Annotated in this window: 20 protein-coding genes and 1 pseudogene; 12 read left to right on the top strand and 9 right to left on the bottom strand. The window is 30.0% G+C overall.

Going from position 1 to position 16157, the window contains the following annotated elements; all coding sequences use genetic code 11:
• Window positions 1-16: 16 nt before the first annotated feature.
• The gene (gene ltaE, locus ABEY15_RS16545; RefSeq protein WP_429891248.1) at window positions 17-1039 is read left to right on the top strand and encodes a low-specificity L-threonine aldolase; all 1023 of its coding nucleotides are present in this window, start codon (window positions 17-19) and stop codon (window positions 1037-1039) included.
• A gap of 114 nt (window positions 1040-1153) precedes the next feature.
• Here ltaE and ABEY15_RS16550 read toward each other — a convergent pair whose 3' ends face one another.
• Window positions 1154-1585 (bottom strand): hypothetical protein, encoded by a 432-nt coding sequence (locus ABEY15_RS16550; RefSeq protein ID WP_429891249.1) that lies wholly within the window; start codon window positions 1583-1585, stop codon window positions 1154-1156.
• A complete protein-coding gene (locus ABEY15_RS16555) occupies window positions 1582-1788 on the bottom strand; it encodes a helix-turn-helix transcriptional regulator (protein WP_129691592.1) in 207 nt (68 codons plus the stop codon). Before ABEY15_RS16555 ends, ABEY15_RS16550 begins: the two co-directional genes overlap by 4 nt.
• Window positions 1789-2250: 462 nt before the next feature.
• Between ABEY15_RS16555 and ABEY15_RS16560 the strand changes: the two genes are divergently transcribed.
• From ABEY15_RS16560 to ABEY15_RS16575, 4 genes are all read left to right on the top strand, one after another.
• Entirely contained in the window at window positions 2251-2610 is a 360-nt protein-coding gene (locus tag ABEY15_RS16560; protein ID WP_429891250.1) for a membrane lipoprotein lipid attachment site-containing protein, read from the top strand.
• A 186-nt stretch (window positions 2611-2796) separates the two neighbouring features.
• Window positions 2797-3270, top strand: coding sequence for a hypothetical protein (locus tag ABEY15_RS16565; RefSeq protein WP_429891251.1), 474 nt, complete (start codon window positions 2797-2799; stop codon window positions 3268-3270).
• A 143-nt stretch (window positions 3271-3413) separates the two neighbouring features.
• Window positions 3414-3848 carry a DUF4304 domain-containing protein gene (locus ABEY15_RS16570; protein ID WP_429891252.1) on the top strand — a complete coding sequence of 145 codons (435 nt, stop codon included), beginning with the start codon at window positions 3414-3416 and terminating at the stop codon, window positions 3846-3848.
• 247 nt (window positions 3849-4095) lie between these two features.
• A complete protein-coding gene (locus ABEY15_RS16575; RefSeq protein ID WP_429891253.1) occupies window positions 4096-4677 on the top strand; it encodes a hypothetical protein in 582 nt (193 codons plus the stop codon).
• Window positions 4678-4901: 224 nt separating this feature from the next.
• Here the strand turns inward: ABEY15_RS16575 and ABEY15_RS16580 are convergent, their stop codons facing one another.
• Window positions 4902-5732 (bottom strand): SDR family NAD(P)-dependent oxidoreductase, encoded by an 831-nt coding sequence (locus tag ABEY15_RS16580; protein ID WP_429891254.1) that lies wholly within the window; start codon window positions 5730-5732, stop codon window positions 4902-4904.
• A gap of 163 nt (window positions 5733-5895) precedes the next feature.
• Here ABEY15_RS16580 and ABEY15_RS16585 point away from each other — a divergent pair, with 163 nt between their 5' ends.
• The 7 genes and pseudogenes from ABEY15_RS16585 (at window position 5896) to ABEY15_RS16615 (ending at window position 10228) form a co-directional block, all read left to right on the top strand.
• Window positions 5896-6285, top strand: coding sequence for a winged helix-turn-helix transcriptional regulator (locus ABEY15_RS16585; RefSeq protein ID WP_429891255.1), 390 nt, complete (start codon window positions 5896-5898; stop codon window positions 6283-6285).
• Window positions 6272-6754 carry a dockerin type I domain-containing protein gene (locus ABEY15_RS16590; RefSeq protein ID WP_429891256.1) on the top strand — a complete coding sequence of 161 codons (483 nt, stop codon included), beginning with the start codon at window positions 6272-6274 and terminating at the stop codon, window positions 6752-6754. Before ABEY15_RS16585 ends, ABEY15_RS16590 begins: the two co-directional genes overlap by 14 nt.
• A 315-nt stretch (window positions 6755-7069) precedes the next feature.
• Window positions 7070-8293, top strand: coding sequence for a hypothetical protein (locus ABEY15_RS16595; RefSeq protein WP_429891257.1), 1224 nt, complete (start codon window positions 7070-7072; stop codon window positions 8291-8293).
• 334 nt (window positions 8294-8627) lie between these two features.
• Window positions 8628-8780 (top strand): hypothetical protein, encoded by a 153-nt coding sequence (locus ABEY15_RS16600; RefSeq protein WP_429891258.1) that lies wholly within the window; start codon window positions 8628-8630, stop codon window positions 8778-8780.
• A 12-nt stretch (window positions 8781-8792) separates the two neighbouring features.
• Window positions 8793-9005, top strand: a pseudogene (locus ABEY15_RS16605) (DMP19 family protein); the annotation flags it as partial.
• Window positions 9006-9261: 256 nt separating this feature from the next.
• Window positions 9262-9741 (top strand): PaaI family thioesterase, encoded by a 480-nt coding sequence (locus tag ABEY15_RS16610; RefSeq protein WP_429891259.1) that lies wholly within the window; start codon window positions 9262-9264, stop codon window positions 9739-9741.
• Window positions 9742-9814: 73 nt separating this feature from the next.
• Window positions 9815-10228 carry a DUF7674 family protein gene (locus ABEY15_RS16615; RefSeq protein ID WP_429891260.1) on the top strand — a complete coding sequence of 138 codons (414 nt, stop codon included), beginning with the start codon at window positions 9815-9817 and terminating at the stop codon, window positions 10226-10228.
• Between the two features lie 547 nt (window positions 10229-10775).
• On the opposite strand, the gene dltD is transcribed toward ABEY15_RS16615, so the two are convergent.
• The 6 genes from dltD to ABEY15_RS16645 form a co-directional block, all read right to left on the bottom strand.
• A complete protein-coding gene (gene dltD, locus ABEY15_RS16620; protein ID WP_429891261.1) occupies window positions 10776-11993 on the bottom strand; it encodes a D-alanyl-lipoteichoic acid biosynthesis protein DltD in 1218 nt (405 codons plus the stop codon).
• A gap of 34 nt (window positions 11994-12027) precedes the next feature.
• Entirely contained in the window at window positions 12028-13176 is a 1149-nt protein-coding gene (gene dltB / locus ABEY15_RS16625; protein ID WP_429891262.1) for a D-alanyl-lipoteichoic acid biosynthesis protein DltB, read from the bottom strand.
• Between the two features lie 32 nt (window positions 13177-13208).
• On the bottom strand, window positions 13209-13364 hold the full coding sequence (dltX, locus tag ABEY15_RS16630) for a teichoic acid D-Ala incorporation-associated protein DltX (protein WP_429891263.1): 156 nt from the start codon (window positions 13362-13364) through the stop codon (window positions 13209-13211).
• Window positions 13365-13954: 590 nt separating this feature from the next.
• Complete coding sequence (locus ABEY15_RS16635; RefSeq protein ID WP_429891264.1) at window positions 13955-14611, bottom strand: phosphatase PAP2 family protein; 657 nt, start codon at window positions 14609-14611, stop codon at window positions 13955-13957.
• A gap of 203 nt (window positions 14612-14814) precedes the next feature.
• Complete coding sequence (locus ABEY15_RS16640; RefSeq protein WP_429891265.1) at window positions 14815-15321, bottom strand: hypothetical protein; 507 nt, start codon at window positions 15319-15321, stop codon at window positions 14815-14817.
• Window positions 15322-15485: 164 nt separating this feature from the next.
• Window positions 15486-16028: a DedA family protein gene (locus tag ABEY15_RS16645; RefSeq protein ID WP_429891266.1), complete on the bottom strand. Its 543-nt coding sequence runs from the start codon at window positions 16026-16028 to the stop codon at window positions 15486-15488.
• Window positions 16029-16157 lie beyond the last annotated feature (129 nt).

Here is a 16157-nt window from a genome sequence, read left to right on the forward strand (position 1 = left end):
AAAAAGGGGAATGAAAATGAAGTTTATTGATTTAAGAAGTGACACTGTAACAAATCCTACAGATGAAATGAGACAAGCCATGTTTTTAGCCGAAGTCGGCGATGATGTTTATGGGGATGACCCAACTGTACAAAAATTAGAAAGTCTAGCTGCTTCTATGGTTGGGAAAGAAGCAGCATTATTTGTACCAAGTGGAACATTTGGTAACCAGCTTGCTTTGTTTACACATTGTGATCGTGGTACTGAAGTTATACTTGGAGAGGATTGTCATATTTTCGAACATGAAGTAGGAGCAGCTTCAATTATTGCCGGGGTTCACTTAAGAACATTACAAACAACTCATGGCATGATGGATATTAAACGAATCAAACATTCGATCCGACCTGATGACATCCATTACCCAGAAACTTCATTAATCTGTTTAGAAAATGCTTATTCAAATGGTTCTGTAGTTGATATCGACTATATGAAGCAAGTATATAGCATTGCAAAAGATGCAAATATTCCTGTGCATTTAGATGGCGCAAGAATTTTCAATGCTGCAACTTATTTAAAAACAGACGTTAAAGAATTATCTCAATATAGTGACTCATTAATGTTTTGTTTATCAAAAGGGCTTTGTGCACCTGTAGGTTCAATACTTGCTGGAAGTAAAGAATTTATTGAAAAAGCAAAAAAGAAACGTAAATTACTAGGTGGAGGCTGGAGACAATCTGGATTTTTAGCAGCCGCTGGTCTAATCGCATTAGAAAAAATGACGAAACGATTACATGAAGATCATGAAAATGCTCAATATTTAGCTAATAGACTTAGTGAAATCCCTGGAATTCATCTTGACACATCTCAGCTTCATATTAATTTAGTATTCTTCCAAATGACTGAAATGAGAAGAAGTCCTGAAGAAATTGAACAAATTTTTAAAGAGAACGGAATTATCATCTTTGCCCCAGAAGAAGACGGCATGATGCGTTTTGCTATACATTATTGGATTACGAAAAATGATATTGAAAAAGTAATTGAAGTGATGAAAGCAATATAAATTTCGGGTGTGAAATTTAAAAAAGAGGAAAATTCCTCTTTTTTATTTTGGAGACTTATAAAGAAGAGCTGTAACCTCCTGTGAAGATAGAGAAAGTTAAGTACATGAATTATATTACATCTCTTTATAAAACTTTAAACGGTAATAACTGTTATATCCAAGGAAAAACATATATGCAATAACTAATAGTAACAACATTGTTAAATCTATATCCATCAAGGAAAATGATAAAATTAAGGCTCCAAATACAATAACCATCATGTCATATGCTTTCGCCTTTGCTTGATTAGCGATTGCCAAATTACGTTCATCTTTTTGGTCAATCTCTAGCCGCTTTGCTGCGACAGGATTTTTCTTCATAGCCAAACGGGTTAATATTTCTCCCATACCATGACCAAAAATACTACAGCCAAGGCCAACACAGATATAAGGCAACACTCGCAACAAACCTTGTGGATTTCCATTAGTTTTGATGAAGTATATACCAACTACTAGTAGTACTAAGGCTACTACGGTCAGATAATAAATCGAATTATTTTTTTTCATATACTTTCATCCTCCTCATAAATAAAGATTTCTTCGATGCTCATACCGAAAAAACGAGCAATCTTAAACGCTAAAAGAATGGATGGGTTATAACGCCCGTTTTCTAATGAACCGATAGTTTGCCTTGACACTTCAAGAGCTGTTGCTAATTCCTCTTGCTTAATTCCGCGTTGTTTGCGGATTTCTTCTAAACGGTTTAGCAACGTGTTCCCCCCTTTTTTATGGAAAGTTAACTTTCCGTAGAGTAAGTTTATCGTGCAACAAAAGTAATGTCAAGCATACTTTCCATTTGAGGGAAGCTTTTAATTCACACTGGTAAAAATTGTGTTTCTCTTCTAAAAGAGAGTAATTGTCGGCTATCTTTGTGAAGTAATTACTGAATCGGGTATTAATAAAAACTGATATTCTTATTACACTACCCATGCCATAGTTGATCAACCTTTAAGCTGTTCAGGTACCTTTTCTTTGACAAGTAAATAGCAGTTTAGTTTATGAAGGATTTATATATGCATTAATAGAATATTGATATAAAAAGTTGAACTCTAGGAGAATGTGAAATGGAATCATTTAACACTAAAGCTAGAAAAGAGTAGCTAGGTCTATAGTATAAAACGGAAACTCTCTTCGACTGAACAAATATATATCTTTTCCTTGGGGGGAATCTCATGAAAAAAATCATTCTATCTTTCTTGTTCGTTGTCTTACTAAGCGGCTGTAATCATCATGCTGCAGAAGACAAACTATTCGGAAAGTGGTCTTACCATACAAAAACAACGAAATCGAATGAAGACGTTGATTATCTGATTGAATTTAAAGAAGACAAAAAAACGCATGTAGTTCTTATGCGGTACACTACGAAAATGGGTTCTTTCAACCAAACGCTCGAACGACACTACAAAATCGTCTCGTCAACCGACAAACAAGTGAAGCTGAAAATAAAAGGGACATCAAACATTTTAACGGTGAAGGTGACAGACAAAACCATAACGTTTTTGAATCAAACATTTAACCGAGTTGACGAATAAGTGTAAAGGAACAGGAGATCGTTAAGCTTTTTTAACAAATTCCACTTCAATAAGCATGCATTAGTTGAGCAACATGATCGGCTGTTTAGTCGAGTTTTCATTGAAATAAAAGGTAGTTTAGGTGGATAAGAATTACCTAAATTAGTATGATATATTAATAATAAAACTAAATTTTGAGGGATCATTATGGATGCAGAATTATTTGAAAGTGCTCTAAAATTAAAAGAAGAATTAGTTAAATCTGAACCAATTAGTGAAGAAACACTAAGGTTTTTTACTGAATTTCAAATACCAAAAGACATATTGTTATTTATGTCTAAATTTTCTTTTTCACAAAACCTAATAATTAATCACGTATATTTTGATAAAGTCAATGACATTCCAGACAATAATATATGGGAAGAAAATAAAAGATGTATTGATGAAGGACTTCTAATAATTGGTTCAGGCTTAAATGGCGATTTTATTGTAATTGATGTACATACGTTAAAAGTCGGTTATGTTTTTCATGATGAAATCTGGGAAGATGAAGATGCAATAGTAAGAGGAAATTATATCAATTTGAATTGGTCAATCGGTCAGTTCTATTATAATGCTCTTACTTTGCAAGAATTTCCAGTTGATGGCTATCAAGCAGAAGAGTACCTGGAACAGATGTAATCACTTATTCAAATAACGCATAGTGTTAGTTGAACTACATGAGTTGTTTTGGCAGCTCATTTTTTTATTAACAAAATGGCAGATTAGTTCAGCAAGGAATGTTATTATTGGAATAGACGAGAATGATTTAAAAAGGAGTTTTTATGGATATAAAGGAGTTCAAAAAATTAGTTGATGAAGCTCTTTTAGCTAAAGGAATGAAAAAAAGAAGAAGTGATTATTACTATGTCAATGAAGAAATTATTTCTGTATTAGGTTTACAAAAAACAAGTTATACAAACGGATATTATCTTAATTTGGGCTATTTTATTAAAGATTTGAACACTAAGGAATTCCCTAAATACACGGACGGAAATATACGACTCCGTTTCGAATTTAAAATTAATAGAAAGTTAACTGATCTTATCGACTTTCATAATGTGGATAAAGAACGATTAATTGAGCAATTTCAAATGAATATTAACAATTACATACTTCCGATAAAGAGAATATCAGATTTACAAAAGTTACTTAAAAAAGAACCTAAACTCTTATTACAAACTACACTTGAAACCAAAAAATTCCTAAATATTGATTAATTCTTATTCAAAACCAAGTAAAAACGAATATTTCTTTCATCCACTGTTGTGAATCCTGGATTCAAGGTTGGCTAACGTATGCTTTATTTAAATTACTTATTTTGAGGTGAACCTTACCAAAAGTAAATGAGGTTTATAATCTTAGGCATTGATATCACTTATCTAGGGCTATATATTATTTAAAATAGTGTTTTTTTAAATTCAATCACTTTAACGAAAAAATACTGAAAAATTTGTGGAGGTAAAAATGGGACTGTTTAATATTTTTAAAATAAAGGAAAATAATTATCATTTAACATTGCAACTTAATGCACGATTACTACCCATTGACCGTGGCGAGTTTTATGAGGAGCCTATTAGCGAAGCTTTAGAGGCAAGTAAATGCGGAACCACAGACGGAGGCGGGACGATGCAACAGGCAACAGGAGAAATAGAGTTCTGTGATATAGAAATACTTCTTAAAGATAACAAAATGGAAAACGTTGATAAACTACTACAAATTATTGATGGAATTGGTGTACCAAAGGGTTCCATTCTAAGAGCCGATGGTTTCGAACAATCTGTTGGAACTCTTGAAGGTCTAGCACTTTATTTAAATGGTACAGAATTGTCAGAAGAAGTTTATCAAAACTGTGATATAAATTATGTGATCGAAAAAATTGATGAAATGCTTGATGGTACCGGACGATTTTATAGCTATTGGGAAGGTCCTGAAAAGACAGCTTTATATTATTACGGTATTTCATTTGGGGAAATGAAGCAAAGAATGATTTCTTTTTTATCTGAATATCCACTTTGTCAAAAGTGTAAAGTAGAACAAATTGCTTAGTAAAAAAATCATTAATTTATTCTGGAAGAATGTCCTGACTGGAAGGAAATTTGTTGAACTAACGTATACTATATTGATATTTTGCCCTAAAAACGATACTTGGTTCAATTATTTTTAATTTAATATCGTAAAATTATAATTTTATAAGTAAGTGATGTAATAGAAAAAAGAAGTACTAACAAAAAAGTTTTGTTAGTACTTTTTTTATTTTAAAGCCGTATTTTTTAATTTAATTCTTCAAGTATTTGAAGTGTTATTTTATTAAGCTTTTGAGCAAGTTCTTTATCAAAAGTTTTCATTGTTAGACTCACTTCTTTATCCATTTTAAAAGCGGCAAAAGAAGCTTTTGGCGGATTTTCTAATAATTTTATGATTGGCTTAATTCCTTCTTCTACCGGTTTTCCAATTATTTTATAAGATAATTTCATCAAATTTTTCATCAAACGATTTTCAACCATGTCAAAAACTCCAGAAGTTTGTACAGCCCAAGGATTATAAAGAACATATTTTATTTTACCAAAAGGATCATTTTCAGCAAATGCAACGCCTAACAAATCGTTTAAACGGCTGCCATGAAATGAAACATTTTTATAGCTTTTTTTATGCTGTAAGTCCTCCCAATTTACTTCTCCCTTCATCCCGGGTGCACAAACATTTATTATTACAGGATTTTCAGATGATTCTAAATACTCTTTCAACCCATAGCTGAGAATAAATCTACTCAAATAATACAGCGCAAAAGTAAGTTCAAATCCCTCTTGTGTTTCAATATAAGTGTTATTATGTTTTGTCGCACATAAGACTACCAAATCCAATGAATTAAACCGCTCTTTTATTACTTGGATTATTCGCAGATTTTCTTGCACCAAGCTTAGATTTGCTTGTAGAAAAATTGCTCTTTCTTCTGCACCTAACTGTTTAGCTTCATTATTGAAAATTTCGCCTTTTACAGTTGAACTACCCACAACAATTACTCGGTCTCCTTTTTTTAAGTAATGCATAGCAACACCTTTTCCGATTCCATCTGTTCCACCAGTTACCAGTATTGTTTTCATTTGTCACCATTCTCCTCAAGTACTATATTTAAAAAATCTTTTGATTTTAAATTATTAATTACAGATATATACTAAATCCACAGACACAATAATAAAAGTAGGCATTTTTATATGACATAGTCACAAAAATAGTACCATTATGAAAGAGAGGTAATTAAAATTAATGGCTCGATTTAATTTTCAAGAAGATCATCCTCCTGAAGAACAAGATGTAGTTTGTCCATTGACACTTACTCAAAATGTAATAGCTGGAAGATGGAAAATCATAATACTATGGCACTTAAGCCAGCGTACAAGAAGGTTTAACGAACTCCAAAGGTTGTTACCGGGTATTTCAAAAGGAATATTGACGAGACAACTGAGAGAATTAGAAGAGGATGGAATGGTTCACAGAGAAGTCTATAAGGAAATTCCACCTAAAGTGGAATACTCTCTGACAGAACTAGGTAAAAAATTTAACACTGTACTCGATGCTATGAAGGATTGGGGGACGGGATTTATGAAGAAAAAAATAGAGGAGCATAACTATACTATACAAGATGAAGAATTATAGAAAAACGTATGAAGGACTTCTAAACAAGTATGGCGGTTTAGCCGTAAATAGATTGCCAGTTACGCATGATCGTTTTACCGTTATTCAAGATATACCTGGTCATTTCACTACTTATTCTCATTTCTGTAATGATTACCGAACTTTAGATGGTGTGGATTATGGCGACGGAAAGACGTTAAGTTACCCAAATGAAATAGAAGACGCAGTTGCCGGGGACATAAACAAAGATAACGTCATTGATATAAAAGATGCTTTCGTAGCTGCAGAAAGCTTTGGAGCTCAAGTAGCCGATCAAAAATTCAACCGTAATGCAGATATCAACTGGGATGGTGTAATCGATTCGAAAGATTTTGCTAATGTTGAAGAAAATTTCGGTATGCAGAACCCAACCGTTATAAACTCTCCAAAACCAGTGAATCAATTGAAAGGAAAAACTTTTGACGATATTAAGAAAGAAATAGGATTGTAAGAACTATTTGCCGGCAGCAATTTTCGCTGACGGCATTTTTAAGTGTAAAAATGATTTTGATCTTCCTATTTTAGACTAATCATTTTGTGTTGCTTTTCCTCTTGAGCGGAAAAATTGGAGAATTAATCGGGAATGAAGGATATATAAATAACATAGTTATTCAAAATGCTAAACATTATTTTTTTGTTGATTAGGGGATGAATTCAATTTTTGAAACCATAAAGTGCATTAGGAAAAATGCCTAAAGCTATTAAAGAACTACTTGAATCGATGAATCGTAGTTGGCATTTCCAATAATTGAAATGAGGTGAAATTGTGGAATTAATAGAAAAGCTGATTAATAGATTGAAAAAGTATAGCGGACAAAGCTTTTGGATTACTTTCGAAACAAGTAAAGGTTTTTTATCTCATTCAGTAATTGAATGCGGTGACGTTTATGTACGAGAAGAAATAAAAAATCTCGATGAAGATTGTGTTTATTTTCTTGATGATGTAATTAATATTGTTCGTAGAGATACAATGCTTTCTTTTATTTTAAAAGATAAAGGGATAAAATCAGTTAAAGATTATCCAGATATAATAGAAGATGCAGAATGTCTTGATAAATTTGATATTGAATATGAAAGTGGAATAACAATCAGTATTGTAATTTTAGAATATTATGATTTAAACGAGGAAACAGTTAACGACGAAACAGATCGTGAGGAAGTACAAACTGACCAATTTAATCGAAATGAATATATAAAGGAATTGCTTTTAAGAAATTACTTTGAAAAGGATAACGAAACATTGATTAATGTCTTGACCACATTAAAAAGTCTTGAAGGTAAAGATTTATTCATTGAACATTCGGGTAATATTTTTAGTTACAATAATGAAATTCATGATATGGTTTTTGAAGAAGTAATTGGTAAGGATATTTTTTCAGATGGGATAAAATTAAAGGATTTAAATTACTTAAATGGTATTTGTATTAATGAAAAAAAAATAGTAGGTTTCAACACTTTTGATAATTCTCTAACTGAAGAAGCAAATATAAGATATGAGATTGAATTTGATGATGGTTCAGTTACAATTATTAAAATATTTAATGATATTTTAATTTCTGGAATAACAACAATATCTTCTCCACTTGTTACTAAATATAGTGCGGTGTCAGATTTTTATGAGCCGAACCAAATCAAAAAATTTGAGGAACAGTTATCAAAATATTTAATTGAATACGGCTTAAAGGAAGATAAATTTATATTTGACTGGTCAAATAGTTTTGCCGCATCGAGAAGAACATATGATAATATAAATTTGATAGATTTCTCATATATTAAAGTACTTAATGTGAGCAATAAAATTATTGCAGAAGGTTGGATGGAAACTATTCATGACAACAGTGAGAACTTCATAATTGCTTTTTGGGAGTTTTTATCTTTCAACATTGACGGTAAAGAAGTAAGCGCAAAAAAGGAATGTGGCGTACCAAAATATGTATTAAATAAGTTACCATTATCTACACGAGAGAAAATAGAAAAATATTTAACTTAAGAAAAGCAATTATTCTATAATTTATACATTCTTCTTTAGATAAACAATTGTAACTAAAAATATTAGCCCTCCAAATATCGGGTGCTTTAATAGAACAAATCTAGGAGTCGATGATAATCGACTCCTTTTTAATTATTTGGAAGGCTAGTGGAAAACAAGGTAAAATATACTTATTCTAATATATTGAGTGGCAAATTATAAAATGATTAACTACCCATGTAATTGTTGAACAAACTTTTAAACTGCTCAGATAGTTTTATATTTTTTCTTATTCAATTAAATAATGCAATGTTGATGAAGAAGAACATATATAAATGACAGAGGAGATCATCAGATGAAAAATACAGAAGATTTATATTTAGAGATGTCTGATAAAATCAATGAAAAAGAAAGCATAAAAGGATTTGAAGAATTAAGTCAAAATATAAGAAATTTTTATTTAGTCGATAGTCTCATAATGGAATTGAATAACGGTGGATTTGATTAATATTTCTTAAATTGGACTGGCGAACATTGGCAAGAAACTGTTGCGATTTTAGATAAATTAGGAATAAGTTTCTTATCTAATTTAGTTAACAAAGCTAATGAAATCTATCGAAGTAATAAATCAGAAGATGATATTCTTGATGAACTTAATGAATTAAATAATAAATTTTATAATAATTTGAACTATGAAGATACTTATGAAAAAGTAATGAAATTGTTCAACTAATTTAATCCGAAAAATGAAATTATCTATAATACAAAAAGAAGTTGCTCCGCCAGTAATTCTCTGTGTACATAATTTTTAGTTAATTGTAAGCTTGAAAAGTATTACTCTACTTTAAAAGTATAGTTAATATTAACGGAATTATCAGGTAACTATTGTACATAAGTAAGACCTTGTATATATTTAAAGTACAATATGACCGAACGATTGTTCATATTATGATGAATTTTATTTAAAAACTTTTTAAGGAGGATGAATGATGGAAGAAGTAATTGAAAAAGCAATTCAAGATATCTATCCTGATGATTTCGCTTGGTGTTATGGATGTGGTCGATTAAATAAAGATGGTCATCATCTTCGCACTGGATGGCAAGGTGATAAAACAGTTACAATCTTTACACCTGAATCAAAGTACATGGGAATTCCGGGTTTTATTTATGGTGGATTAATAGCTTCGTTAATTGATTGTCATGGGACAGGTTCTGCCTCACTCGCTTTACACCGTAAGAATGGAAACGAAGTAGGAGATGGCTCAGTACCTCCTAGATTTGTAACCGCTTCCCTTAATGTGGAATATCTTAAACCAACTCCACAAGAGGTTCCACTAAAAGCAATCGGCTCTGTTGAAGAAATCCATCCTAAAAAATGGAAAGTTCATACAGAATTATTCGCAAATGATATTCTTTGCGCTCGTGGAGAGGTAGTTCTTGTTGTAATGCCTAGCACATTTTTAAAATAAAATCTTTAAATAAATATCTACTTCGTTCCAAGTCTAAGAGAAAATTTCTTAGCCATTTTAAGTAGGTGATTTAATGTGTAAAGAAATAAAGAAATATGAAGTTATGAATTTATTAATCCATGCATGTCCTTCTTATAAAAAAAGATGGGAAAATTACCTTAAAAACAATTATGAGGAAAATGAAGATCAATTATTATATAATGATTTATCAGATTTTGCTCGTCATTTGGCGGATTTGTATTCTAAAGGAAATTTTGAAGAATTCCCTAAAGTATTTGATGTTATCGAACGATTACATACAGACGGAGACGAATACGTGCAAGAAGCAGCAACGATCGGGTTATTGGAAGACCTTCAAAATCTTGGAATAAACCCAAACCCAGTTGGAATGAAGAAGTATTTACATTCTGTATCTTTAAAGTGGTGGAATGACTTAGAAGATTTTTGGAATGGATACACTGAATATGTTGGTGGTCCCAAAAAATAGTTCTTAAACAAATTTAACTAAAATGTCGATTAGTATGTTTAGTAGTGTTATTTTTGGTAATATAAAGGATATTGAATTAACTGCCGAATTGATTTTACTCAAGGTACAGATAAAGATCTCAAAATGAAGGAAACTCGCCAGTATTGTAGCGAGTTCCCTTCATTTTTATATGCCAATTGCTATGTCAAAACGGGGTTTAAATATCTGAAGAGCACTTCAAAAAAAACCCTTAGGTCTCAACATATTTTATCAACAGACTCTTTTATTTAGGCTCTTTAAGTATTTTGCTAATTCCTCTTTTTGTAGGCTTATCTCTGCTTATCAACCAGCGTACTAATGGAACTGCAACCAGCAACATGATAAAAAGACGGAATGTTTGCATCTCAAATATTAAAGTTGTATCGGCTCCGCTACCAAAGGCGATGGCCAACACAGTTGCTTAAAGTAAAAAATTTTAGAAAAAGCTTCCGAACACTCAAATGTTGTGTTCGGAAGCTTTTTTCTATGGCCTATATTCAATTTCATATACACATTTTTTCATGGTCAATCAGTTAACCACTAAGTTTTGAGATTTTTTATTAACTTTTTCTTTATTGTGCAAGAAAGATTCCATTGCTTGATCCACATAAACCCATCCCTTTAAACTTAAATGAAGTGAATCTCTGAAAAAATATTTATCATATTCATGGTTCGATAAGTCTTCAACTTCGAATCCAGAATCACGAATTTCTTTAGATACTTTTTTATAATACAAAGTACGCTCTTCTTTTTTAAAACCAACGTAATCATAAAAGTACCCATTTACTGGAATAGATATGAAAAGTGGTTTTGCGCCAGCACTTTTTAATAAATCTAATTCCAGTTGTAGGTCCTTATATTCAGGTGATTCTTTATAGGAAGCTGTGGATCTAGAGTTCTTTAATTGATTAATTTTATTAGCAAAATGCAATGTATAAATACTGTTTCTAATATAAAATGGATTATTGGTTGCTGTTTTCTTTCCTTCTTTTTCTGCAATTGCCATCAGTTCTTTATATGATTTATTTTTTGAAGTTGAGTAATAATTTCTTTCAAAATTACTGATAAAATTAAATTTCGATGTAAGAACATCTTGTTTATTAATAATTGATAAATAAGGATTGACTAAATTATTAGTAATTAGTTTATTAGTTAGTTTTTCTGTTTTCATTCCAAGTGCCTGGCTCATCAAAGTCGCAAGCATTTTGTCATTTCTTACTATTGAATAATCAAGTAATCGATTAATTGCTCTTTCTTTTATATCCATAGGGATTTTATTATTTTTTGCAAATTCAATTGCTTGTAACTTCGAAAAATTTGGGTCAAAACGTTGTTCATCTAATCCTCTTTTATTAAACCATTGTGGTGAAATTATAAAAATTATCTGTTTCCCTTTTAAACTTGAATAGTTAGCAGATAAACTTAGGAAATGTATTAAAGATTGAGTTCCTCCTCTTCCAATAAGGAAAGGTGTATATTTTGGATCATATGCCTTAAAAAAATTTGAAGGATGAAACTGATCAAATCTTGAAAGTTCAGACGAACCATAGATTGGTATAATGGTAGGATCTTTCATAACTTGTTTTTGTACTGTAATACCTTGGAAGATAGCAGGACTAAGTGAGCTAGATTGATGCCTAGCTGTTTGATTTGTAACTAGTGGAGTTAACCATTGCTTTGGAATGGTAATTATTAATATAACAACTATAACAGCCAAAAACATTGGACCGAAAGTAGTTTTTTTCATATCTAATCCCTCATTTGATGTCTAATTATTTGTTTTAGAATAATGTTCCTGAAAAAATTAAAAAACCAAAACAAATAAAGTGAAATGTAATAATTATTGAAAGTATATCAGTGAATTTTGTTCGCGGAATTAATTTCTTTTCTTTGTTTTTCCTTTCAAATAGATCGTAACAAATAATTAAAATAGCATGGTAAATACCATAAACAATGAAATGCAATGCAAGTCCATGCCAAAGACCCATTAAAAAAAATAAGGTAAAGTAAGAAATATACGAAATAACATATCGATTTTTTATTATTTTCTTTTTTTGTAAGAAAAAAACTAGCCTCATATAAACATAATCTCTAAACCAAAAAGACAATGTCATATGCCAACGATTCCAAAAATCTTTAATATTTCTACTCAAAAATGGTTTATTAAAGTTCTGTGGTGTTTGAACACCTAATAAATAGCTAACTCCGACTGCAAAAGCACTATAACCTGCAAAATCAAAGAACAAATAAAAACTGTATGCATACATGTATAGAAGTTTTAAGACAAATAGGTCTTCATGTAAATAGACATTTGAAATAATATACAAATTGATAGCATGGGCAATAATATACTTGTAAAGAAAACCTCGAAAAATTAAGTTTATACCATTAAATAAAAGAACTTTATATTCCCCAGGTTCAAAGCTATTCTTGAAATCCTTCTCAAATCTTCGATATCGATCAATCGGACCAGACGTAAAAGTTGGGAAGAATAAAAAGAACTGTAGAAACTCAAATACTGTTAACGTTTTGATTAATCCATCCCTTATTTCGATTAGTAATTGGATTGATTTGAAAGTTACATAGGAAATACCCAAAAATCCAATTATTGAATTTGGTATAAAAAGTGGCTGAACCTTAGTTAAAATTAACGGAAATAACGTTAATACTATTAAAAAATAAAAAACACGAGGATTATTGTATTTCTCACGATACTTTCTATAGTTAATGACCAATACTGATTGGAAAATAGTAAAACATATAAAAAATAACAACTGTTTTATATCGTCTTTAAAAATAAGTAAAATAAGTGTCCAGCCAACAAGCGTATTGTAAAATGTTATCTTTTTTCCATTTAACCCAAAAATAATAATTGGTAGGAATAATAACATCAATAATAAAAAATATAGTAAATTTTCGTATGGTGTCATTTGAATACCTCTATAAATATTAGTTAATAAAATTAAAATTCATTATAAATAAATGTTGATGAGCCAGAGGAATTACAAATGTAAAAATATATTAGTAATATGATGATCATCAAATAATAACTTGTTTTTAAAAACCATTGAAAAATCATTACATTTTTATAAACTAGTTTTGTTTTCTTTTCTTTCATAGTTAATTCTCCCTTTAATTTCTAAGTTTAAAATTGAATGTTTAATTTGTTTATAAGTACGTGAAATGTATAGCATTGCTATATAATAGCACAGTAAAAAAGCAAAAAAGATTATATTTTTTTAATCAATTTCACTATAATTTAATGATTGACTATAAAATTCATTATTGGTTTTTTTTAGGCATTTTTTTGATTGTATAATTGGTTATTAATTAAATTGTTTTAATGAAATTTATAGTGAATTTTCATAATAGAATCTGCGAAATTTAACATAATCAGGCAAGAAGTTTCCTTTCTCAAGCGTGTAAAGACTTTACTCTAACGGTAGGTGGGAGATGAATTGCCTTTTATCGATAGAACTTGAAAAGTCATATTATTAATTTAGAATGAAAATATCTCTAATGAATTTATATAAAGGTCTTAGTTCTCAGTTAATCGTAAACGATATTTTTGAAGGAATATCATAATATTAAGCAAATGAAAAAGAGAGAGTAACGGTACTCTCTCTTTTTTGTTTGCTTAATAAAAGGCTTCTTTAATCAATCTGAACAAATTTAAAATTCCTTTTTTTACTATAAGTAATAAAATCTTCAAGCGCATTGTTTTCGTTCATATTGCTTTTCTTTATAACGCTGATAATACCAAATTGCAATACTAATCCAAAATCCTCCAGTAAAGTAGCCAGCAATTACATCGCTTGGAAAATGAACACCTAAATAAATTCTGCTTATACCAATTAAAAGAATCATTATTAAACTTATTAATATCAATAGAGAACGTCCAGATTTTGTACGAATATTTCTCCACAATATAAATGCTAGGATTCCATAAACTGTCATAGCGTTGGTTGCATGTCCACTCGGAAAACTAAATCCACTTATTTCAATTAAACGGTGTAAATCAGGTCTCGCCCTATGAAAGAAGAGTTTTAATAAAATACAAAGAATATTTGAGCCAATAAGAGCGGCAATAAATAATATTAATTCAGAACGGTGATCTAAAACTTTATAAAGAAAATATAGAATACTTATAGAAAGTAGAATTATAAATACGCTTGAACCTAAAAAAGTTATTAATTTCATAAAAGATGTCATGACGGGTGATTCAAACCCTTGTATAAAGTTAATAACTGTACTATCAAAATGATATATACTATGATTGCTTACTAGTAATGCCATGAGTCCGAAACCAAAAAGTGACAAAAGACTAATTAAAAAAGCAATCGACAAAAAATACTTTAAATTCATTTAAAATACCTCAAATTTACAAAGTTGAAATTGGATCTTACTAACGATAAAGGAAAATATTTGGAGTTCTTTTAATACTCTTTCGTAACACTCAGCTAATGTTAGTAGAATGAAATATTTCATTGAATGATTATATAAAAATATAGATTATAAATCCATCATAGCACTCCGATCCATATTAAATTAATATTATTTCTTGTTGTCTAAATGGTGCGTTTGTTTGGAAATGGCTTATATTGTTGTATGAGACGAAGTATTTCAAGTAGTAATAAGTTTAAAAATAACCATGCTGCTCCAAATGTGTATCCTGCTATAAGGTCACTTGGAATTTGAATTGAGAAATAAATATTTGCTACACCAATTAATATTAAAAGAAATAAAAGTATAATTGGAGAGATCAATTTGATTCGAGTAAAGATATCGTTTTTTAAATGGCGTATCAATACAAAAACAAAATAACCATAGACGACAATTGACATATAAGATTGTTCATTTGGAAACTCAAAGTGTAATAAAGAGCCGGCATTAGGTTTTAAATAATGAAATACATGCGTAATAATTTCTTTGAATATCACACCACCAACAATAGATGTTATAAAAAATAAGAATTCCAATATTAAGTTTCTCTTATTAACAAATAGTAAGATTAATGAAACCATTGAAATAACAAGCAAAATTAAAGGTATTTGAAGAACAAGTAATCCCTTCATTATGAAACTCCAGTTGTCTCCAAAGAGTTCATTTATGATATATATACTAACTTCATTTAACTCTTTAAACTCATTATGTAAATATTGTTCACTCAATCCTAAAGTAAAAATAAGCATACTTAAAAACAAAACAGCAAGGCAAATAATAAAAATTTCAATTCTTTTTAATGATAAAAAAAACGAGTTGAAAATGAAGTTATATAATTATTTAAAAAGTATTTTAAGGATGTTTTGTATCTCCTTAACAAGAATAAAATTACAATAAAGCTTAAAAGACCAACTATTCCTATTCCAAGGTATTTACTTGCAGAATGATGAAATTTCTCCCACTGAGGACCAAGAACCTTACCAAGAGTGACAAAGGTAATAGACCAAAGAATCGCACCAATATATACATTTCGTGCAAATATTTTAAAAGGTAATCGGGAAATCCCACTAAAATACCCGGTAAAATGGCGAATTCCAGGTATAAAAAAAGCAAATACCAAGAGTTTATTACCATGATGATCAAACCATTTTGCGGTTTTATTATATCTTTCGGGACCAAAGTGTATATATTTTCCGTACTTTAGAATAAGATTATAACCGAATCTATTACCAATTAAATAAGATACAGTAATTCCAATAACAGCACCCAAAGTTGCTAAGAAAATAGAAAGTATATAACTCATTTTACCTTGGTATATTAGATACCCCGTATAACTCATAGTGATTTCTCCTGAAATAGGTAATGCAATAAGTTCAAGTAGATTCACTGAAAATAATAATAGATAACGATGGTGTACTATTAAGGTAAGGAGTATGGACAAAGTATTTTTCCTTTCTAATTATATAAG

This window comes from Gottfriedia acidiceleris (assembly GCF_050457485.1).
GTDB classification, from domain to species: Bacteria; Bacillota; Bacilli; order Bacillales; family Bacillaceae_G; genus Gottfriedia; species Gottfriedia acidiceleris_D.